18 protein-coding genes are annotated in these 20,872 nt (G+C 55.8%); 6 read left to right on the plus strand and 12 right to left on the minus strand.

Annotated elements, in window-relative coordinates; all coding sequences use genetic code 11:
* Nucleotides 1-3: 3 nt before the first annotated feature.
* Nucleotides 4-2,436 carry an NAD(P)/FAD-dependent oxidoreductase gene (locus H6973_02045; protein MCP5124447.1) on the minus strand — a complete coding sequence of 811 codons (2,433 nt, stop codon included), beginning with the start codon at nucleotides 2,434-2,436 and terminating at the stop codon, nucleotides 4-6.
* Nucleotides 2,437-2,813: 377 nt separating this feature from the next.
* Here H6973_02045 and H6973_02050 point away from each other — a divergent pair, with 377 nt between their 5' ends.
* The 3 genes from H6973_02050 (at nucleotide 2,814) to mobA (ending at nucleotide 6,713) form a co-directional block, all read left to right on the plus strand.
* Nucleotides 2,814-4,280: a NarK family nitrate/nitrite MFS transporter gene (locus H6973_02050; protein ID MCP5124448.1), complete on the plus strand. Its 1,467-nt coding sequence runs from the start codon at nucleotides 2,814-2,816 to the stop codon at nucleotides 4,278-4,280.
* 8 nt (nucleotides 4,281-4,288) lie between these two features.
* A complete protein-coding gene (locus H6973_02055; GenBank protein MCP5124449.1) occupies nucleotides 4,289-6,013 on the plus strand; it encodes a bifunctional protein-serine/threonine kinase/phosphatase in 1,725 nt (574 codons plus the stop codon).
* A gap of 82 nt (nucleotides 6,014-6,095) precedes the next feature.
* The gene (mobA, locus tag H6973_02060; protein MCP5124450.1) at nucleotides 6,096-6,713 is read left to right on the plus strand and encodes a molybdenum cofactor guanylyltransferase; all 618 of its coding nucleotides are present in this window, start codon (nucleotides 6,096-6,098) and stop codon (nucleotides 6,711-6,713) included.
* A gap of 411 nt (nucleotides 6,714-7,124) precedes the next feature.
* Here the strand turns inward: mobA and H6973_02065 are convergent, their stop codons facing one another.
* The 10 genes from H6973_02065 to H6973_02110 all read right to left on the minus strand — a co-directional run bounded on the left by H6973_02065 (nucleotide 7,125) and on the right by H6973_02110 (nucleotide 15,665).
* Nucleotides 7,125-9,263, minus strand: coding sequence for a type II/IV secretion system protein (locus H6973_02065; GenBank protein ID MCP5124451.1), 2,139 nt, complete (start codon nucleotides 9,261-9,263; stop codon nucleotides 7,125-7,127).
* 28 nt (nucleotides 9,264-9,291) lie between these two features.
* A complete protein-coding gene (locus tag H6973_02070) occupies nucleotides 9,292-10,119 on the minus strand; it encodes a hypothetical protein (GenBank protein ID MCP5124452.1) in 828 nt (275 codons plus the stop codon).
* Nucleotides 10,120-10,183: 64 nt separating this feature from the next.
* A complete protein-coding gene (locus H6973_02075; protein ID MCP5124453.1) occupies nucleotides 10,184-11,338 on the minus strand; it encodes a prepilin-type N-terminal cleavage/methylation domain-containing protein in 1,155 nt (384 codons plus the stop codon).
* A gap of 34 nt (nucleotides 11,339-11,372) precedes the next feature.
* The gene (locus H6973_02080; GenBank protein MCP5124454.1) at nucleotides 11,373-11,798 is read right to left on the minus strand and encodes a hypothetical protein; all 426 of its coding nucleotides are present in this window, start codon (nucleotides 11,796-11,798) and stop codon (nucleotides 11,373-11,375) included.
* 55 nt (nucleotides 11,799-11,853) lie between these two features.
* On the minus strand, nucleotides 11,854-12,375 hold the full coding sequence (locus H6973_02085) for a hypothetical protein (protein ID MCP5124455.1): 522 nt from the start codon (nucleotides 12,373-12,375) through the stop codon (nucleotides 11,854-11,856).
* A gap of 88 nt (nucleotides 12,376-12,463) precedes the next feature.
* Nucleotides 12,464-13,003, minus strand: a complete 540-nt coding sequence (locus H6973_02090) for a DUF3011 domain-containing protein (GenBank protein ID MCP5124456.1) — start codon at nucleotides 13,001-13,003, stop codon at nucleotides 12,464-12,466.
* Between the two features lie 78 nt (nucleotides 13,004-13,081).
* Nucleotides 13,082-13,270 (minus strand): hypothetical protein, encoded by a 189-nt coding sequence (locus tag H6973_02095; GenBank protein ID MCP5124457.1) that lies wholly within the window; start codon nucleotides 13,268-13,270, stop codon nucleotides 13,082-13,084.
* 285 nt (nucleotides 13,271-13,555) lie between these two features.
* Complete coding sequence (locus H6973_02100) at nucleotides 13,556-14,377, minus strand: DUF4214 domain-containing protein (GenBank protein MCP5124458.1); 822 nt, start codon at nucleotides 14,375-14,377, stop codon at nucleotides 13,556-13,558.
* Complete coding sequence (locus H6973_02105) at nucleotides 14,374-14,748, minus strand: hypothetical protein (protein MCP5124459.1); 375 nt, start codon at nucleotides 14,746-14,748, stop codon at nucleotides 14,374-14,376. Before H6973_02105 ends, H6973_02100 begins: the two co-directional genes overlap by 4 nt.
* 119 nt (nucleotides 14,749-14,867) lie before the next feature.
* Nucleotides 14,868-15,665: a M23 family metallopeptidase gene (locus H6973_02110; GenBank protein MCP5124460.1), complete on the minus strand. Its 798-nt coding sequence runs from the start codon at nucleotides 15,663-15,665 to the stop codon at nucleotides 14,868-14,870.
* 173 nt (nucleotides 15,666-15,838) lie between these two features.
* Here H6973_02110 and gorA point away from each other — a divergent pair, with 173 nt between their 5' ends.
* Together gorA and H6973_02120 are read left to right on the plus strand one after the other, a co-directional pair.
* Nucleotides 15,839-17,191, plus strand: a complete 1,353-nt coding sequence (gene gorA, locus H6973_02115) for a glutathione-disulfide reductase (protein MCP5124461.1) — start codon at nucleotides 15,839-15,841, stop codon at nucleotides 17,189-17,191.
* 55 nt (nucleotides 17,192-17,246) lie between these two features.
* Entirely contained in the window at nucleotides 17,247-17,894 is a 648-nt protein-coding gene (locus H6973_02120; protein MCP5124462.1) for a gamma carbonic anhydrase family protein, read from the plus strand.
* On the opposite strand, the gene H6973_02125 is transcribed toward H6973_02120, so the two are convergent.
* Nucleotides 17,812-18,444: a LysE family transporter gene (locus H6973_02125; GenBank protein ID MCP5124463.1), complete on the minus strand. Its 633-nt coding sequence runs from the start codon at nucleotides 18,442-18,444 to the stop codon at nucleotides 17,812-17,814. The genes H6973_02120 and H6973_02125 overlap by 83 nt on opposite strands.
* A gap of 314 nt (nucleotides 18,445-18,758) precedes the next feature.
* On the opposite strand from H6973_02125, the gene prlC reads away from it, so the two are divergent.
* Nucleotides 18,759-20,798, plus strand: coding sequence for an oligopeptidase A (gene prlC, locus H6973_02130; GenBank protein MCP5124464.1), 2,040 nt, complete (start codon nucleotides 18,759-18,761; stop codon nucleotides 20,796-20,798).
* Nucleotides 20,799-20,872: the final 74 nt, after the last annotated feature.

The following is a 20,872-nucleotide window of genomic DNA, read 5'->3' on the forward strand; positions in this document are numbered from 1 at the left end:
CTCTTAGCCGACTTGCCGCAAAGGCTGGAATTCGTGAGCATCCACCCGCCCGCTGGCGCGTTCCGTCCAGGGATCGACCTGCGCATATTTTTGCGATTCGAGGAACCGGGCATAAAGCGCCTTGCGGTTTTCTTCGTCCTCGACGATGCGCGATTTTACATAACTCAGGCCCACCCGCTCGATCCACGGCGCGGTGCGTTCCAGGTAGCGGCCTTCTTCCCGGTAGAGTTGCATGAACGCGCAGCAGTATTCCTTGACCTCTTCTTCGGTCGCACACTTGCAGAGCAAATCGGTACCGCGAATCTTGATGCCGCCATTACCGCCGACATGGATTTCATAACCGGAATCGACGCAGACCACGCCAAAATCCTTGATAGTGGCTTCGGCGCAATTCCGCGGACAGCCAGACACGGCCATTTTGAATTTGTGCGGTGTCCAGGAACCCCAGGTCATCTTTTCCAGCTTGACGCCCAGCCCCGTCGAATCCTGCGTGCCAAACCGGCACCAGTCGGTGCCGACACAGGTTTTCACCGTACGCAAGCTTTTGCCGTAAGCGTGGCCGGAGACCATGCCAGCGGCGTTCAAATCGGCCCAGACTTTCGGTAGGTCCTCTTTCTTGACGCCCAGCAGGTCGATGCGCTGGCCGCCGGTCACTTTCACGGTGGGAATTTGGAACTTGTCAGCGACGTCGGCGATGGCGCGCAACTCCTTGGGGTTAGTCAATCCGCCCCACATGCGCGGCACCACCGAGTAAGTGCCGTCTTTTTGAATGTTGGCGTGGACGCGCTCATTGATGAAACGCGACTGTTGATCGTCTTGCGCCTCGCCCGGCCAAGTGGAGATCAGATAGAAATTGATCGCGGGCCGGCAGGAATGACAGCCATCCGGCGTTTTCCATTCCAGGAATTTGAACACCGCGCGCAGACTGGTGAGACGTTGTTCGCGGATCGTCTGGCGGACCTGATCGTGGCTATATTCCGTGCATTTACACATCGGTTTCTCAGCAGGCGTCTTGCCGATGGTGCCGACCGTGGCGGCCAGGATTTGCTCAACCAGGCCAGTACAGGAACCGCAGGAGGCCGAGGCTTTGGTGTAGGCGCGCACTTCGTCGAGCGTAAACAACTTTTTGTCAGCAATCGCCTTGGTGATCGCGCCCTTGCATACGCCGTTGCAGCCGCAGATTTCAGCGTCATCGGCCATGCTCATCACGCTGAAGCCGTCGCGTCCGGAATCCGCCATGTGGGCGTGGCCGAACAACACGGTTTCGCGAAACGCGCCAATATCGGTGTTTTCCCGCAGCAACTGGAAATACCAACTGCCGTCGACCGTGTCGCCATACAGCACCGCGCCCTGTACGCGGTTTTCCTTGACCACCAGCTTCTTGTAAACGCCCCGCGCTGGATCGCGCAGGACGATCTCTTCACAGTCCGGTCCGCCGTTGAAATTACCAGCGGAAAACAGATCGATTCCGGTCACTTTCAGCTTGGTGCTGGTCACTGAGCCTTGATAGCGCCCGATGCCGTAACGCGCCAGGTGATTAGCGCAGACTTTGGCTTGTTCCCACAAGGGCGCAACCAGCCCGTAGCACTGACCACGATGCTGCACGCACTCGCCAACGGCGTACACGCGCGGATCGTAGGTCTGCATGGTGTCGTTGACGACAATGCCGCGCTCGCAGTAAATCCCGGTTTGTTTGGCCAGTTCGATATTGGGCCGGATGCCGACGGCCATCACCACCAGATCTGTCGGGATTTCCAGACCATCCTTGAAATGCACCGCGCGCACCCGTTCTTCGCCGAGCAGAGCGGCGGTTTGCGCGCCCATCAGAAAACGCAGACCGCGCTCTTCCAGACTCACCCGCAACATATCCGCCGCGACCGGATCGAGTTGCCGTTCCATCAAGGTGTCGAGCACATGGATAACGGTGACGTGCATCCCTTGTTTCATCAGTCCGTTGGCGGCCTCCAGACCCAGCAGGCCACCGCCGATCACCACCGCGTTTTTGCCGGTGCGCGCCGCCGCCAGCATGGCATCCACGTCGTGAATGTCGCGGAAGCCGATCACGCCCGGCAAGTCGTTACCCGGAATCGGCAAAATAAACGGATTGGAACCGGTCGCCAACAACAGCCGGTCGTAAGGCGCTACCGTTCCGTCGGCAGACTTGACTTCGCGCCGCGTGCGGTGAATTTCGACGACCGCATGACCTGCGTGTAAGCGAATGCCTTTTTCTGCATACCAGTTCAGATCGTTGATCATGATCTGATCGACGGTCTTTTCGCCCGCCAGCACCGGCGAGAGCATGATCCGGTTGTAGTTGCCGTGTGGCTCCGCCCCAAACACGGTGATATCAAATTTATCCGGGGCCAGTGCGAGCAATTCTTCCACCGTCCGCATCCCCGCCATCCCGTTGCCTATTAGAACCAGTCTTTCTTTCATTGATTGGGCATCTCAAACATAATTGGGAAATCGGTCATTAATCTGATGAGTAATGAAAAACAATACATTGGGCGGGCTGGATTTGCGCCAACGCCATGATTGCTGAGTTAGCAAAGATTATTCCATTTAATAATTTTTATTTAATAAATTGTTTTATATTTAATTTTTTACGAGTGATATACGGACGCCTAATTGCTTGCATGGGTATTGCACTAAAAACATCCGCTGGTTTGCTCGACTCTGATTAAAATGGTGCATCGCAGCAGTATATTTAGTGGGGTCATACAACATTTTTATAATTAAAATAATTACTTAACTTTTTGGCTTAGTTTTTGTAGAGGACATCTCACCTTTTCACCACTTTGGAGCACCGCCTCGTGAGCGTCCCCAAAATCAACCTGTTATCGTTTAGCGGCAGTGTGCGCACCTTGCACTTGGGCTGGGTCGCCTTTTTCATCAGTTTCTTCGTCTGGTTCAATCATGCGCCTTTGATGGCCTCGATTCGTGAAGCGCTCAACTTAAGCGATCAGCAAGTGAAAACCCTGCTAATTCTTAACGTCGCCTTGACGATTCCCGCCCGCATTATCATCGGTATCCTGGTCGATCGCTTCGGGCCACGCATCATGTACTCCCTGCTCCTGGCGATTTCCAGCGTACTCTGCTTCTTTTTCGCCATAGCGGATAGCTTCGAACAGATGGCGCTGGCGCGTTTTCTGCTGGGCTTCGTCGGTGCCGGCTTTGTCATCGGCATTCGGCTGATTAGTGAATGGTTCCCGGCCAAGCAGGTCGGTCTAGCGGAAGGCATTTACGGCGGCTGGGGCAATTTTGGTTCGGCTGGCGCTGCCCTGACACTACCTACCATTGCGCTGATGTTCGGCGGAGCAGACGGCTGGCGCTATGCGCTGGCGCTGACGGGCGTTATTGCGCTGGTTTATTCCGGCATCTTCTACCTAATGGCGCGCGACACGCCGAAGGGTTCAACGTATTTCAAACCCAAGAAAATGGGCGCGATGGAAGTCACCAGCAAGGGCGATATGGTGCTATACATCATCATGAATATCCCCATGTACGCGACGCTGGCGTTGCTGACCTGGAAACTGTCCCCGGCTAATCTAAGTCTGCTCAGTGCAGATATTTCGACCGGCATTTACATCGCCCTGGTCATCCTGTTCGCTTATAACGTTTACAAAATCATTCATGTCAATAGCGAGGCGCTTTCCCAGCCGATCCCCGAAATTCACCGCTACAAGTTCAAGCAGGTCGCGGTGCTGAACCTGGCCTATCTGGTCACGTTCGGATCAGAGTTGGCGGTGGTGTCGATGTTGCCGCTGTTTTTCAAGGACACGTTTAACCTGTCACTGGTCCAGGCGGGTTTGCTGGCTTCAGGCTTCGCTTTCATGAATCTGGCGGCGCGTCCGGGCGGCGGGCTGATCAGCGATCATTTTGGCCGCAAGAAGACGCTGACGATTCTGTTGCTGGGCTTGGCCGTCGGCTATTTCGCCATGAGCCAAATCAATTCATCCTGGCCACTGACTGTTGCGGTCATTACGACCATGGCCTGTTCGTTTTTCGTGCAGGCGGGCGAGGGCGCAGTCTTCGCGATGGTGCCGCTAATCAAGCGTCGTTTGACCGGCCAGATCGCGGGCATGACCGGCGCTTATGGCAATGTAGGCGGGGTGCTGTTCCTCACCGTGCTTTCTTTCGTCGATGCTTCGATCTTTTTCCTGGTGATCGCCGGTTCAGCGGTGGTGGTGCTCGGCATCACGCAATTGCTCGATGAACCCGCCGGCCAGATCGCCGAGATCATGCCGGATGGCACCGTGCAGATGATCGACGTCGCTTAAAGTAAGGCATGACGCGCACCCTGCAAATCCGCCTCGGTCAATTTTCCGACCGAGGCGTTAAACCGGCGAACGAGGATTTTCATGGTGCGCGCATCCCGGAAGGCGAAACGCTAGAGTTGAAAGGCGCCGCGTTTGCGATCGCCGACGGGATGAGTTCCAGCGAATTAGCCCGATTGGCGTCTGAATATGCAGTCAAGAACTTTCTCAACGATTATTTCGCCACCCCGGATTCCTGGACGGTGCGGCATTCCGGTGAACGGGTTCTGAGCGCACTCAACCGCTGGTTGTGCGGACAAAGCGTAGCGTTGCATGACCCCGCGCGGGGCATGGTCACCACCTTCAGCGCCCTGGTGCTGAAATCCACTACAGCCCATATTTTTCATATCGGCGATACGCGCATCTGGCAATGGCGCGACGCCACGCTGGAGCCATTGACGCGGGATCACCACAGTTGGGCCAGCGCCCAGCGGGTTTATCTGAACCGGGCGTTGGGCATCGACACCCACCTGGAAATCGACTATCGCAGCCTGCCGGTTGAGGTTGGCGACCGGTACTTGTTCACCACCGATGGTGTCCATGAATACGTGCCGCCTTTGCAGATCAAGCGCCTGCTAGGCGAATACAACGACAATCTGGACGCCGCCTGCCGCACACTGACCGCGGCTGCCCGCGCTGCCGGTAGCCCGGACAATCTGACCTGCCAATTGCTGTGCATCGATGACCTGCCTGCCCCGGATGTCGACTCGGTCTTCCGGGAATTGACCGAGTTGCCGTTCCCGCCGCCTTTGGAACCGGGCATGATTCTGGACGGCTATCACATTCTGCGGGAAATCCACGCCAGTCCGACCAGTCAGCTTTATCTGGCGCGCGATGAGGATTCCGGAAAACAGGTTGTGCTGAAAACGCCGTCTGTGAATTTTGAGGACGACCCCGGCTATCTGGAGCGTTTCCGCCATGAAGAGTGGGTGGGTCGGCGTATTAACAGTACGCACGTCTTGAAAATCATTGAACCCGTGCGGCGGCGGCGTTTTCTTTACCACATCCTGGAACACCTCGATGGTCAGACCTTGCGGCAATGGATGGCGGACCATCCGCGTCCCTCGTTGCCCAAAGTCCGGGAGATTTTGCAGCAAGTCGCCTGCGGCATCCGCGCCTTTCATCGGCTGGATATGTTGCACCGGGATTTGAAACCGGAAAACATCCACATCGATCATCATGGCACAGTGCGGATCATTGACTTCGGTTCAGCGAAAATCGCCGGTATTGCTGAAATCGCCTCACCCATCCCGCAAGTCGACCTGCTCGGCACCAAGAACTATGTCGCCCCGGAAGTTCTATGTGGGGAGCCGGCTACAACCAGCGCCGATTTATTTGCTTTTGGCGTGATCGCCTATGAGTTGCTGACCGGCCATTTACCCTACGGCGAGCGGTTAGGCCGGGAGGTCAACGCCAAGTGGATGAACCGGTTGCGCTATATCCCGGCTCGGAATGAGCGAACGGACTTGCCGGTTTGGGTGGATGGCGCTTTGGAGAGGGCCGTGCAGCTTAATCCAAAACGCCGCTACGTGGTTGAAACCGAGTTGATCTATGACTTGCGTTATCCCAACCCGGATTTCATCGAACATCCTGTTCGGCCTTTGCTGGAGCGTAATCCCATCGGTTTCTGGCGCGGGGTAGCGCTACTGTCGCTGCTTGGGAATCTGGTGCTCATGTATTGGCTGCATCGCGGTTGATGTGTTCCATATTGGATGGAGCTGTAGAGAAGGCGTCCTGGGTCAGGCAATGGAGCCATCGTTCAGTACGAGGTGATACGTCATGGTGATTGACTGTCAGAAAATGGCAACGGGTCTCATTCTGTCGGGGGGACGCGCTGAGCGTATGGGCGGTCAGGATAAAGGGTTATTGCCACTGGCCGGCGAACCGTTGATCGCCCATGGCGTCCGCCGACTGCGGCCCCAGGTGGCTGAACTTCTGATCAGCGCCAATCGTCATCAGTACCTGTACCGAACATTTGGATGTCGGGTCGTGAGCGATGATCCACAGATGCGGTTTCGTGGACCGCTGGCGGGCGTGCTGGCTGCGATGAGTGTGGCCAAAACGCCCTACCTGCTGACTGCACCCTGTGATTCGCCATTGCTGCCACCGGACTATGCGCAGCGCATGAGCGAGGCATTAGGGCGAAAAAAGGCGACGGTCAGCGTGGCGTTTGGCCGGGGATGCTGGCAACCCGTGTTTGCGCTGTTGCCAGTGGCTTTACAGGATGACCTGACGGCATGGCTGGTTGCTGGTCAAGGCGGCGCCGGTCGTTGGCTGCAGCGCCACCAACCTGCGCAAGTAGCGTTCGCCGATGAAGCGATGCTATTGTGCAACGTGAATACGCCACAAGATCTGGCGCGGCTGGAAGCAGAATTCCAGCCAGACCAAGCGCTTTGAGTAGTGTTCCAGACATGGTCCGAATTACGCATAGGCTAAAATGCGAATTAAGAGCCAACTAATATCATTAAATATCAGGACTTTCGCTTATGGGCTATTTTTTACCATATATAGATATTTATTGATCATTACCATACTTTATATGGTAGCCAAGCGAAAGTCCTGAATATAAATATGTTATGTTACTCATCGAATTGCTGACGAAAATCCAGAATCGGGTTTTCAACGAGTTGAGGATGAAGCTCTTAATTCGCATTAAAGCGTTCCCCTTATAATAGGGGGGATGCTAAAGCCCGTTCCGCCTAAAGGCAAAGGTTTATACCCTGCCGATTAGCAATTAATGCAACGGAACCAGAAATCCGCCTGAGATGACAACTATATATCGCAACTTCTCCAAGCCGATTTCATGCGTTAGCCCTGGCTGATGGGGGCAGGATGTTCTTTAGCCAGCGCCATACGGGCGAACCGAACAATTTCTGCTGGCAATACTGGCTTCATCAGGCAGGGCGCGGTTGCGCCATCGGCAATTAACGCCGCTTCCAATCCATCGCGTCTGGGGGGAAGCAGCAACAACGCTGGCAAGCGCGACCAGTACATGTCGACGCGCGCCTGACGGATATAAGCGACCAATTCTTGATCTGATAGCCGGTCGTCCAGGTTGACGATGACATGCACGATGTTATCGTGGGATTGCAGCTGGGTCTTGGCCTCAGCCGATGACCGGGCGGTGAAGACGCTAAACCAGGCGCGCTCCAACTCGGCAGCGATCAAGTCATCCTCTGTACCGCCTATTCCGAGAATCAGCACCCCCGGCGCATGGCTTTCCTGGGATTCTTCCTGAGAAAACGCGATGTCGGGTATATCCACCCGATATTCGGTCGCCAGAGCCGACCAGAAACGCCAACCGATAACCCGCACCGCTTCATCGACCGAGGTATCGCCGGACACAATATGGCGGGCTGCTGAGGACGACAGAGAACTGAGGTTGTTCAATCCCAGCGGTCCCGCGGACCATTCGGTCCCGCTGCCGCGAGTGATAGCGCTGCGTAGAGACGGCGGGGGTTCGATGATTTCGGTGATGGGGAACCGCCCGGCGTAACCGGTGTAGCCACAATCCTCACAGCCCGCTGCGCGGTAGGGTGGTAGAACGCGCGTCATCGTTTTGAAGGCGGCTTCTTCAGCGCGCAGAGTGTCTTCCTGGATCGGAATCCGGCACGCCGAACATAAACGTCGGCACAGGCGCTGGGCGACGATCCCAACCAGGGTGTCCGCCAGGATGGTGGGCTGGACGCCCAAGTCTAGTAAGCGCGGTATCGTGGATAAGGCGTCATTGGTGTGCAGCGTGGAAAAGACCAGGTGGCCGGTAAGAGCCGCCTGGAAAGCGATGTCCGCGGTTTCTTCATCACGGATTTCGCCGATCAACAATACATCCGGATCTTGGCGCAAGACGCTGCGCAGGGCGCTGGCAAAGGTCAGGCCGGCTTTTTCGTTGACATCCACCTGGGATAAGCCGGGTAGGACATATTCCACCGGATTTTCCACGGTGATGATGTTGCGGTAAGGGGCGCTGAGTTCGCCTAGCAAGGCGTACAGGGTCGTGGTTTTCCCGGAACCGGTGGGGCCAGTCAGCAGCACCAGTCCCGAACTGTTGCGCGACAGGCGGCGCAGGGACTGGATTTCGGCGGTGGAAAAACCGTTTCGGGTCAGTTGGAAACTGCTGCTTTGATCAAGAAACCGGATGACGATCCGCTCGCCGCCGCGCGCTGGCAGCGCGGAGATCCGCAAGTCAAAGTTGCGTCCCTCGACGTCCAAAGACAAGCGTCCATCCTGAGGCGTCCGGTTATTCGATGGATCCATCCCGCTGTTGGCTTTAATATACCGAGCCAACTGGAGATAGACGGGTTCTGGCAGCAAGGCGACGCGCCGTAACATGCCGTCCACCCGAGTCCGAACGGCGCCGCCCCCAAGGAACGGTTGCAGGTGCAGGTCCGAGGCTCCCAGAGCGACCACGTCCTGAAGAAGCTGTTTGGCGAGTCGGATCACGGCGTGTTCATCGCGGCCTGCCGGATGTTTGGGATCCAGCACCAGTAAACCGCTGGAGCGTTTCCCGATCATCGACTGATGCGAGTAGGCGATTTGGATGGCCTCATCAATCTCTTCCGGGGGAGCCAGCAGTAATTGCGCATCGCTTTTGGCGAACCGGATGAATTTGATCAGTTCATCATCACAGGGATTGGCGATGACCACTGACAACACGCCGTCGTCGAGCGCGACTGGCAGGCACAGATTCTTGCGCACCCCGGTGGCGGGCAGGACGCGCAACGCTTCCGGCGTAGCTCTCAATGAAGTGGCTAAAGGCGTTTTGGTCTCCGCCGAGATCGCCTTGGCAAAAACCGGAATACTGACCCCGGCGACGCTCGCTAATTTCTGCCAAGCCGTTTTCAGCGAAGCCGTCAGTTCAATCGAAGCGAGTTGGGGACAGTCGGGAAAGGCGCAACAGGCCGCCTGACGGAATTTTTCGATGGGATTCATGGATGGGGGTAAGGCCATATCAGCTTCTCATGTCTTTGGGAAACGATCATTGCGCCCAGAACCAATGGCCTTCTTGGGTGATCGCGAGGTTCTGCCCTTCGGTCACGGCCATAATGACATAGCTCTTGGATTCTGGGCTGAGGAAGAAATCCACCCCCGCTATGTTGAGGTCAATCTGGTCGGGCAACACGCCGTGTTGCTTGCGATAAGCCTCAACCTTGTTGCGGGCGTTGATCAGGAGAGGCACAAGCTGCTGCTGCGTTGTGCTGATCGCAAACGTAGGTTGATCCTCAGCCAGTGGCGGGGGACCGTCCCAGTAGTGATGAGCCAGGAATCCCAGCGCAACAATCAGGAGAAAGGTCAACATCAGCAGCGATGCCGGGTTGTTCCATCGCGAGCGTTCGTGATCATGCGTGCGATGGCCCGGCGATGGGCTTTCCCCATCCACAGTTTCACGCACGGCCTGATCGATGGCTTCAGCGATGGCAACCGGCGCTTTCGCCTCGGGTTGGCCCAGCGCGGACGCCCAGGCGACGTCCGGTGAAGTTGCCAAGGCGAGCGGCGCTGCGCTATCGCTGGCCTGTTCGATTAGTCCTTGCAGGTCGGTCGGCGAGGCTTCCAAGCGTGAGCCAGGCGCGGCGTGAGCGTCTGCCGGTCGGCGGTCCGACGAGGGGCGGGCGGCCTTCGGCGGGGCCGTAAAATCGGGCGACAGGTTCCGATCCGCTTGCTCGATCAATTCCAACAGGTCTAGCGGCGGGCCAATCGATGACGGCGGCGACGCCTGGGCGACGTCCGCGCAACGGTCCATCGGTTGTATAGACTCGTTCGCGGCAGCCACCAGCGCGTCTAATTCACTTTGGGGTTCCGTGGTCATGGCAGATCCAACGTGATCGATGGGCAGGCGTACTGAGTTAAAGAATTCTGCTCCCCGCTACTTTTTACCTCGTCCAGGCATCGTCCACATAAAGATCCTTGTCAGCGGGTTTCATCCCTTTAGCATTGCATTGATGCCCAGTGCAACACCAATGACAGGTCATCGGAAGATCTGTGTAAGAAGCATCAAAATTTTGCATACATTCATTGACATCCGATGTTCCCTTGTACCACTGGTCATGACACTCATCGACGCTGGCGCATTGCTTTCTCAAAGTCCGACTGCCATCGCCCGGTTGCTCTAATATATTCATGGCAAAGGGTTTGTCAGGAGGGCAAACTACCTCGCGGGGTTTCATGAGGCAATCCATTGCAGTGTCACACAACTGAATCGTGCGCTGTTCCTCGGTCAGCTTTGGCGTTGTCCAGCGAGATGCTGTCGGAGTCACAGGAGGTTGGACAGCGGGCTGAACGGCTGGGGCCGCAGTCGTGACCGGAGCAGGCGTCTGCGCGGTTCCTGTTTGCGCTGAAGGCGATTGCTGAGCGGGCTGAGTTGCGGTCGTGACCGAAGCAGGCGCCTTTGGGGTTCCTGTTTGCGCTGAAGGCGATTGCTGCGCGGGCTGAGTCGCTGTCGCGCCCGGAGTTGCAGTGACCGGGGGGGTGGACGTTACTGTGGTCGCGCTTGAACCAGGCGAATTGCTATGGGACTGCGCCGTCGCTTGCGTACAGGGCAGGTTGCTCAGATAAGCGCTCCCGGCTACGATTGAGGGCCTAATTGCTGAACTAAGAATCATCCCGTCGCGGTCCAGCAAAGCGATGGCCTCCCGTGCTACAGCGACACCCATCGCACCATCCTGAATCCGAGCCCCTATCATCACTGTCGCCATATTGATATTGTTATTGATATTACGCCCAACTGCCACAAGCTTTGGTTGTATGGTTACATATCGATTCTGAAGCCTATCTCGCGGAAACATCTGCATAAAAGCATCCGCATTAGGAATTGTACTTTCTATTCGACATAAATCCCAACCTTTGTCATTTGCTTCGGTGATCGCATAGGTCCGCAACGCATCGTATTGCACCAGGACATCCGCAGCACGGGCGCGGGCGGTGTAATTTAGGTAGGAAGGGATAGCAATCGTCGCCAAAATGCCGACAATCGCGATCGTGATGATCACTTCAAGCAGCGTGAAGCCGCGGGATCTGTCATGTTTCATGAGGATTTCCTGGGTCATCATTGAGCTTGCCGGATTAGTAGCTTTGTTCCTGGGTGACCGGGCCAAGCGTGGCCTTCAAAATGTAATGGTCATCGCCGGCGAGGCGATAAGTGACCAGGTTCGCTAACGCTGGATTCGGCAGTTGATCGGGCAGTGCGCCCGTGCGCTCACGGTAGGCGTTCACCTCTTGGGCGGTTTCCGCTAATAAGCTTTCCAGATCGGCGCGCACCGTCTGGATCGACGGCCCGGCCAACCAGTACCGCAACTCATCTTTCTGCCAGAATAGCACCGCCGCCCAGCCGATCACCGCGATCACCGCGATCACCCGGAGTATGAGCGTCTGAAGCGCGCTTCTTGCGCTAGCACGGCGTTTCTCTTGAGCGGCGGCGATGCGCTCGGCATCGTGGATTTCATTTTGCGTCGCCGTAATGTGCGATTGCAGATTGTTATCGTTACTCATAGTCGGCCCCAAAATAGTCAGCGATTCAGTGGTTGTTCAACGACCCATAATGGTTCTACTGGTTCATGATGCCTTTAACGTCGCCATCCTCGGTCACAGTACAGATTCCTCGATGATGGCCGCCGGCCACCGTCACCTCGTACATGCCGCTACCTGTCGATTTGGATTTCATGGGGATAGCAGTGCCGTTCTCAAGTTGCCAATAGCGATCGGCTTCCTCTGCACAGGCGACTTGCGCTTCCGCTGGCGCGCCCGCGCTTCCGCCGCCGCTGTCCTCGCCACCGCTCAGCGGATTGATAACGAGATCGGTGATGCTCATCCGGGTGCTCACCACACAGTTAAACTCGTACCGTTTGGCGCCTTTAGCAATCTGTCCAGTCAGGCTGTAGCTATTGCGGGAGTCGTTGAATTCGACATCGCGATATCGATAGCCTTTGTAGCCCTTGTCACCGATGGCTTGCTTGCAGATTTGAGTGACATCGGCTTGGGTTTCGCTTTGCAGGTCAGCCATCGCGGCGCCTGAGAGAATCCATGCTGCCGTACCGGCGATGAGCGCTCCAACGATCGATTTCTTCATAAAAGACTTCCTCTGATAACATTGTTGTATTGATTGCCATCACTAAAAGAGTCATCGCGTTTAATCTTTTGATGCTCTCCCATTCTTTTCAGTGTCCAGCCCGACGATAGATGACTTCGTTCTCCCGCTTGCCTTCTTGGGAGGTGACGAAGCCGCCCCGAATGCGATTGATGTCGAAAATGATATTGCCGACATGCAGGCGTTCGTCGTTGATGTAGCCGTTGATGGTTTGTCCATTGGCGTCAGCCCGAACCCGGCCATTCTCCTGGATGGTCATGACCACGTCGGTATCATAAAGGGTATTGTGACCGTGAAAAGTACCAACCATCCATCCCGGCACGTAGGAGGTGTGGCGACTACCATGGTAGGCGTCGTCGTTGTATTTACTGTCGGAATCGTAGTGATTGTTATCGTCGTGGTCCTTATTGTTACTGAGGACGGCCCCAAGAATTGCTGCGCCCAGGATCACGCCAGCTGCTACCTTGGCATCCTTGCTGCTGTCTTTAGAGTGGTCGTCGGATTCGATCCGGAACTTAGCGCGGCAGCCGTCATCCACCCAGATACCTCGGCGGTCGTAATCCCAGGTCTTGCCTTGTTGGCAGGGGGAATTCGATAATTGATGGACCATCGTTACGTATAGTCAAACCGTTTTTAGATAATTTATAAATTTTTAATTAATTACAAACGCTTATTATTGAAAAATCGATTAACATAAAACTGTTTGACTATAGCCGTGCGTCGATGTGGCGCAATGCCGGTAACGGTTGTTATCGCTGGCACAAGTCACGGTTTCATCCGCACTGGCGATTCCTCCCCAAGATGCGGTTAGAAACAGGGCTATCCACGTTGCTGGGTAGCGGGTTTTCAGATGTTTGTCGTTGTTGATGGGGTTCATAATGGACGCTCCTCGGTTGCTCAGGACGATATCGGTATGTTAATAACTCGTGAGTCATAAGTTCTCAATAACTTGTTGAAGTTGTTAAAATTCGCCTATTCGACAAGTTATTGCCATAGGAGTAAGAAACCAATTATCCTTCAAAGGGATATATGCTGTTCAACCCCAATGCTTCATGAGAACTTGTGACTCTCGAGTTAATAAGAATAGTACAAGGGATGGCGCGTAGCGCCGGGGTGGTTCGGGATATCAGCGAATGGGGTCGCGAAATGGCCATCCCAGCGCCTAGAAGCCCAATGCTTCCATAAAGGCCGTAAACTCAGGCGAGTAGAGGAAGCTGCCCATCACCTGATTGCGGGGCGTCCCTTCAGCCAATCGCTCCAGCCAGAAGGCATAACCGCCTTCATCCGGTTCGCGCTGGAAGAAGGTGAGATACAGGTTGGTGATGAATTGCCGATCCGTCGTGTTGCGGCCCAAGTATTCCGCGCTGTTGAAGAAGAAATTGGCCATGTCGCGGAACACCGGTTTTACGTCGGTGTCTTGCGCTTGATTCTGCATGATCCGTTTTCGCCAATAGTCTAATCCATCGATCTCTGGATCACGGCTTAGAATCGAGGCATAGTAGTGAGTAATCAATGTTGTTGTAGGATCATCATTAGGGCAGACACTCCGTACAGGATCAGCTAACTCACTGCACTGTAAATTTGCCTTGAAGCTATCAGTAATGCACATCCGAATGCTGTGCCAGATTCCTTCACTAGCGGAAACGAACGGCTGTTTAATTACGGAGCCGACTGAATTGTCTTGTTCCCACCAGTCAATTTGTTGCCATTGATTCATATCAATAGGCGGAGATTCAGAGGTAGAGCTATAATAAATGTAGTAATGCGGTCTGGATACCGTAGAGTAAATAAAAAAGTCTAATCTTTCATTGTCACAAACTGGCCAAACTATAGGATTTGGCACAATACCATCATCCGCTAATACTGTATATTCAGCGAAGGCACTGACTTCGTTACCCCAAACATCAACAGCAAAAATGCCTATTTTATTAAAACCAAGACTTCCATTTATCAGGAGATGCTTTGCGCCAACGCCCGCTGTCATAACAACAGTTGTTCCATTACATGGGTTTGATAGTTAATACCACTAATCTGATAATTATATTCATCAAGCCATACAGTATCTATTCTATTTATAGAACAATAAAGCGTGTCTGGCATGTACGGCGACAAAGCGGTACATGGCGCTAAATTTACTGTGGCAGTAATATCAGGAAGAGGATCAGAACTCTTAAATACTGGAGGTGAAACTTCAATAGTAAGATTGCTTGCCAGTGCGGATGAAAAACTTGCTCCTAGACCAGCAATGCAGCCTTGGGCTAGACAGAGACTGATGAACCCCTTGCCGACTTTCCTCAAAAGAAAAGTCAACAGGGTGACAGGCTTAGGGGGAGGGTTATGAGAAAGTGACATCATCTGCTTCTCCTTGAAGAGTAAGGTTGAGTGACAAACGAATAGGAAGCAGATTGACTATAGACGAGTGATATAGAACTTTCCTATGTCACTGGAAATTTTTTCAAGAATTCCTGACCCCATCACCTCATGGGCGGCACAAGCAGCGTCGGATCAGTGCGCGCCTCCCGCCAGTTCATGCGCCAATCCAGATGTGGCCCCGTGACCCGGCCACTCTTGCCCACTGACGCAACAATCTCACCTTTATGCACCTTCTGCCCGACGCGGACGTGAATCTGGTCCAGGTGCATGAGTGTGGAACTCACGCGATAGCCATGATCAATGATCAGCGTGGCGCCGCTGTAGTACAAATCCGGCTCGGCCAAAGTCACAATGCCATCGGCAGGCGCGCGCACTGGCGTCCCGATCGGCGCAGCGACATCCACGCCATAATGCGGCTGCCGAGGCTGCCCGTTCAGAATCCGCTGGCTGCCATAGACCCCACTGATGCGTCCGGTCGTGGGCCAGGCAAATCCACTTAGGAAATAAGGGGTAGGAATTTCCTGCTGCCGGGCCGCAGCGACCTGAGCGTTTTCCCGGCGAATTCGCTCCAGCACCGCTGGCGGCGGCGTCACCTTGCTCGGCGGCAGACCATTAAGGCGTTGCGTTTTATACGTCCGCTGAGCAATAGGCAACGATTGTCGCTCTTGATGACCATCAGGAAAAATCGCGCGCAAGCGAACTTGAGGCGGGGCATCGCGGTGAAAGCCGAACACGAACACCCCTTCCGGCGTCACAGGCACCGGCTGTCCATCCAACTCCAGGCGCGTTCCGGGCGGCGCCTGGCCGATGATCAACCCGCCCTGAGTCCACTCGCCGCGCCAATGCAAATTCTCAGTGCCGGCCCATAGCGGCCATAACCATAAACCTGCACAGATCATCCAGATTTGCATCTTCATCTACAAGCACCTCCGATTTCCAGATTTCGCTAACAATAGGCCGCTCAAACAGGCAGAACCACCGATTACACGCTATATTAACCACATTCACTATTGGCTATTCCAGGGCGATTCCATACCATGATCGTATCAAGTCCCATTCGAGGAGGGGATGCATGGCTGAACAGCACTATGATCTGATCGCTATCGGCGGCGGCAGCGGCGGACTGTCCGTCGCCGAGCGGGCTGCCCGTTATGGCGCCCGCTGCGCGCTCATCGAATCAGGCCGGCTGGGTGGCACTTGCGTGAATGTCGGTTGCGTACCCAAAAAAGTGATGTGGTATGCCGCCCATCTCGCCCACGCGCTGGACGATGCGCCAGGCTATGGCTTTCGCCTGGATTACTTCGGTTTCGACTGGAAAAAACTCAAAAACGCCCGTGATTCCTTCATTCAGGGACTCAACGAATGGTATCTGGATTACTTACAAAAAGCTGGGGTTGAACTGATTCGCGGCTTCACCCGATTTATTGACGCCCATACCCTTGAAGTCGACGGCGTACAGTACAGCGCCGATCATATCGTTATCGCCACTGGCGGTCGACCGCAGGTTCCCTCCCTGCCCGGCGCTGAATTCGGCATGACTTCTGACGGCTTCTTTACCTTGCAAAACTGCCCCCCACGCACCGCCCTGGTCGGCAGCGGGTACATCGCGGTCGAGCTGGCGGGGATGCTGAATGCCCTGGGTTCCGAAGTAACGTTGTTGGTGCGCAAGGATCATGTACTGCGCTCCTTTGACGCCATGCTCCGCGAACAGTTGATGGAGCGGTTGCGCGAGGACGGCATCACCGTACTGACGGAAACACAGGTGCGAGCAGTGGCGCGGCTGGCGAACGGCGCACTCAATCTGCATTGCGAAGGTCAAGCCAATGTCTTGCGTGTCGATACACTGATCTGGGCAATTGGCCGTGACCCGAATACGGACGCGCTGAATCTGGCGGCGGCTGGCGTAGCGGTTCAGCCCAACGGCGTAATCCCCGTTGATCCCTTTCAGAACACGAACATTCCTGGCGTCTACGCGATTGGCGACGTGACCGAGCGATTTCACCTGACCCCGGTCGCAATCGCTGCCGGTCGCCGACTGGCGGATCGATTGTTCGGCGGGCAACCGGATCGATGCTTGCCTTACGAAAATATTCCCACAGTCGTGTTCAGCCATCCTCCCATCGGTACGGTGGGACTCACCGAGGAAGAAGCGCGGAGTCAATACGGCGATGCGGTGAAGATTTACCAGACTCGTTTCCGGCCTATGTATCATGCTTTTACCACCCGCCAGCCGCCGATGGTGATGAAACTGGTGTGCGTGGGTCCAGAAGAGAAAATTGTCGGCGGGCATCTCATCGGCGAAGGCGCGGATGAGATGCTGCAAGGCTTTGCCGTCGCCATTCGCATGGGCGCCACTAAGCGCGATTTCGACGACACGGTCGCCATTCATCCCACCAGCGCCGAGGAAATGGTCACCATGCGGTAAGCGATTCAAAGCGTTTCCTGACCTGACCCCTGACCCCTGACCCGTGATAACTACCATGCCTATTCGTTCTTTTGAGCAACTTGCTCCTCGCATTCATCCCACCGCCTATATCGATGAGACCGCCCTGGTCATCGGCGATGTTGAAATCGGCCAGGACAGTTCGATCTGGCCGATGAGCGTCGTGCGCGGCGATATCCAGAGCATCCGCATCGGCGCGCGCACCAGCATCCAGGATGGAACGATCATTCATGTCACCCACGACAGCCGCTTCTGTCCGGGCGGCCAACCGACCGTGATCGGTAATAGCGTTACCGTGGGCCACAAGGTCATTCTGCACGCCTGTACGATCGAGGACTTCTGTCTGATCGGCATGGGCGCGATCGTCATGGACAAGGCCGTCGTGCAATCCCGGGTGACCATCGGCGCAGGCAGCGTCGTGCCGCCCGGCAAGGTGCTGGAGAGCGGCTTTCTCTATGTGGGCAGTCCCATCCGGCAAGTCCGCCCACTGACCGAGCGCGAATTGGAGTTCCTGGAATACTCGGCGCAGAATTATCAACGCTTGAAGGATCGCTATCGGGCGCTGACCGCACCTGCCGAAGCGGCCCACGATCCAGCGCCCATCAAATCTGAAGCATCGCCAGTAGCGCCGCCAGTAGCGCCCAAACCCCGCACCCGCCGATCAACAACCCCGAAACGTGGTTAATCCAACGCAATACTTGAGGACTCAAGCGTCCGCGCATCAACCCGATTCCGCCGGCTAACAGCAACCACCAGAGCAGCGAACCGGCGAATACCCCGAACACCAGGACGCCGGCAGCTATAAAATCCTGACCTACCGCAGCCAGACCCAAGCCCGTAAAAATCCCCACGAAGGCAAGAATGGTCACCGGGTTGGTTGCGGTCAGCGCCAGTGTAGAAAAATAATCGCCCATTAATCCCGCGCGTGTGGGTCGAACCCGGAACTGCTTGGCGACCGGCGACGCTTGCCAAGTTTGCCAGCCTAGACAAAGCAGGAACAATCCGCCGAATACCTGCAACTCGACCCGCCAAGCCAGCAACAGCCCGGACAATGAGGCCAGGCCGAAGCCGGCAATACCGCCATACAAGGCATCGGCGCTGGCTGCGCCCAGTCCCGACAAGATACCCGACCAGCGCCCGCGCGTCAGGGTGCGCTGGATGCATAACAAGCCGGTGGGTCCCATCGGCGCAGCAATCGCCAGTCCGATCAGCATCCCCTTGAACCACAGCAACATCTTTAACCTCGTTTCAGGCTTTGCCTGTTCTGCGTCAGGCCGGGCTATACTTTATCCGTAACCATTCCATCTACCCCCTGCCCGGATGACCCATCATTTAGCCAATGCGTCATGAGGCCCTTCGTCATCACTCTTCTCATCGCCAGCGTACTGTGTGTGCTTTACATCATCATGATCTAAAACCGTCTGGTCAATCTGAAACACAATGCTGGCATGGTCTGGTCCAATGCAGCGCAATGTCTGGTATACCAGCGAGAACTACATGTGCTCCCATGCGCCATGGAGCATCAAAGAAAACCCAGGATTAGCAAAAGATGACCAATTCCTTACTCACCACTGCCGATCTACCTTCGTACCAGGCCATCCTGCCGGAGCACATCGAACCGGCGGTTGATGAACGCCTGACCGCCAATCGCGCCGACCTCGAACGCTTACTGGCCGCAACCACTGAACCCACCTGGGAAAACCTGATCCACCCACTGGAGGAGCTGGAGGATCGGCTGAACAAAACCTGGTCGCCGGTTCGGCACCTGCACGCCGTGCTCGATTCCGAGGCGTTGCGCGCCGCCTACAACGCTTGTCTGCCGAAATTGAGCGCTTACTACACCGAACTCGGCCACCATGAAGGCTTGTATCGCGCCTATCAGCAGATCGCCGAGAGCCCTGAATATGACCGACTTGACGCTGCGCAATGCAAGGTGATCGACGACGCCCTGCGTGATTTCAAGCTATCCGGCATCGCCTTGCCATCGCAACAGCGCGACCATTACAAGACGATCATGCAGGAGTTGGCGCAACTGGGCGCGCAGTTTGCGCAAAACGTCCTGGACGCCACACATGCCTGGACCCGGCAGGTAGCCGACGAAACGGCCTTAGCCGGACTGCCGGAATCCGCGCGCGCCCTGGCCCGCCAGACCGCGCAACAACGCGAACTCGACGGCTGGTTGCTGACTCTGGATTTGCCCTCCTATCTGCCAGTGCTGAACTACGCGGATGACCGCGCCTTGCGCCAAGAGATATATACAGCCTATAGCACCCGTGCCTCCGATCAGGGACCGACTGCCGGTCAATGGGATAATGGGCCGCTGATCGAGCGCATCTTGGCGTTGCGTCATGAACTGGCTCGATTGCTCGATTTCGATGACTACACCGAGTACTCGCTGGCCACCAAAATGGCGGATACACCCGATCAGGTGCTGGATTTTCTGCAGGACCTGGCCCGGCGCGCCCGTCCCCAGGCCCAGTGGGAACTGGAGGAGTTACGGGAGTTCGCCCGCGAACATTTCGGCATGGAGACACTGGAAGCCTGGGATATCGGCTATTACTCGGAGAAGCTGCGCCAGCATCGCTATCAGTTGTCGCAGGAAGAATTGCGTCCGTATTTCCCCATCACGCGCGTACTCCCCGGTTTATTCGCCGTGGCGGAACGCTTGTTCGGCATTGCGATTCGGCCGCTGGATAGCATGGAAGTCTGGCATCCCGACGTGCGGGTTTACCAAATCGTCGATGCTACGGGTAACCCGCGTGGGCGGTTCTATCTGGATTTGTATGCGCGGCCTAGTAAGCGTGGCGGCGCGTGGATGGATGGCTGTCTGGCGCGGCGACGCATCGGGGACGCCATCCGGCCACCGGCGGCCTATCTGGTGTGCAACTTTACGCCTCCGGTAGGCGCTGACCCGGCGTTGCTAACGCATAACGAAGTACTAACCCTGTTCCACGAATTCGGCCATGGCCTGCACCACTTGCTGACCAAGATCGACTATTTGCCGGTTGCTGGTATTCACGGTGTGGAATGGGATGCAGTGGAACTGCCGAGTCAGTTTTTGGAGAACTGGTGCTGGTCGCGGGAGGCGCTGGATTTACTGGCGGGTCATTACCAGACTGGCGAACCGCTACCGGAAGCACTTTATCAGCGGATGCTGGCGGCCAAACATTTTCAGGCAGGTATCCTCATGGTTCGGCAGCTGGAATTCAGCGTGTTTGATTTCCGCCTGCACCGCGAATATGAACCGGCGCGCGGCGGACGAGTGCTGGAGATTTTGGACGAGGTCAGACGGCAGGTCGCAGTGATCATTCCGCCTGTCTGGAATCGGTTCCCCAACGCCTTCACGCACATCTTCTCCGGCGGTTACGCCGCAGGTTACTACAGTTATAAATGGGCCGAAGTGTTATCAGCGGATGCGTTCAGCGTGTTTGAAGAGGATGGAATTTTCAATGCGGCGACGGGCGAACGTTTCCGGAAAAGCATCCTGGAAGTGGGTGGTTCTCGACCAGCATTGACCAGTTTTGTCGAATTCCGGGGACGGGAGCCATGGATCGAGCCGTTATTGCGCTTGAGCGGGATCGTAGCTTGAAGCAGGCGCTGGTTCTTCCTGCCGAAGCATCCGTGTCTGTATCGGCCCGATCTAAACGGGTGTATGCTGCGTTG

This window comes from Gammaproteobacteria bacterium (genome assembly GCA_024235095.1).
Lineage (GTDB): Bacteria > Pseudomonadota > Gammaproteobacteria > Competibacterales > Competibacteraceae > UBA2383.